This window comes from Pseudovibrio denitrificans JCM 12308 (assembly GCF_001310815.1).
GTDB classification, from domain to species: Bacteria; Pseudomonadota; Alphaproteobacteria; order Rhizobiales; family Stappiaceae; genus Pseudovibrio; species Pseudovibrio denitrificans.
The window spans coordinates 1-636 of the sequence record NZ_BAZK01000086.1 but is presented as its reverse complement, the minus strand read 5'-3'; the positions used below and the strand labels follow the sequence as shown (position 1 = coordinate 636).

Genomic DNA, 636 nt, shown 5'->3' with positions numbered 1-636 from the left:
AAGCCAGAAGTGGAGCACGAACACCAGACCCAGATAGATCGGCATCCATGGAATATCGAAGAGAGCTGCCGGACCCTGACCGCCCCAGAACTGGCGCATGGTCTCCAGATCGCGGATCGGGTCGACGTTTTTGCCGGTGTTGCCCATGCGCAGCGGCACGCGCAGGTTGGCGAGAAACGCGGTGCGCGACAGGCGGGCATCGATCTCCTGCGAGATACGCGACAGGCCGCGGGCACGGATGCCTTCCAGCAGGGCGAAGAACAGATAGAGGATACCGGCGAAGCTGGCGATGATCACCAGTGTTGGCACACTGTGCTGGCCAGAACCCGGTCATAGATCTGCAGCATGAACATCGGGCCCGTCAGCATCAAAAGGTTGATGACCAGACTTAAAACCCCAACGCCCGCATACCCGGACCGCGACGCACCAAACGCCTCGGATACACAAGCCATTTTGCTCGCTGTGAGAAGTCTTCGCCCCATACCAACCTACCTTGGCCTCCCAACTTTCTAGAGATTTGTTGCAAGCCTCTGATTAGAAATAAACTTTAGGATGAGGCCTGAGCTTCACGCCGGAGGCGTGAAGCTCAGGTATTACTCAACTAGAGAAGGAAATCTTCAACCGCTGTGATGTTAT

1 protein-coding gene and 1 pseudogene are annotated in these 636 nt (G+C 56.4%); both read right to left on the bottom strand.

Features of this window, described 5'->3' with window-relative positions; translation table 11 throughout:
• Positions 1-309: pseudogene (locus JCM12308_RS31165) on the bottom strand (type I secretion system permease/ATPase); the annotation flags it as partial.
• Positions 294-482, bottom strand: a complete 189-nt coding sequence (locus JCM12308_RS31160; RefSeq protein ID WP_208978978.1) for a hypothetical protein — start codon at positions 480-482, stop codon at positions 294-296. The pseudogene JCM12308_RS31165 and the gene JCM12308_RS31160, both read right to left, overlap by 16 nt.
• Positions 483-636 lie beyond the last annotated feature (154 nt).

What these genes read in the sequence shown, in the direction of transcription:
- JCM12308_RS31160 (WP_208978978.1), bottom strand. Translation starts at nt 482, where the DNA reads ATGGGGCGAAGACTTCTCACAGCGAGCAAAATGGCTTGTGTATCCGAG.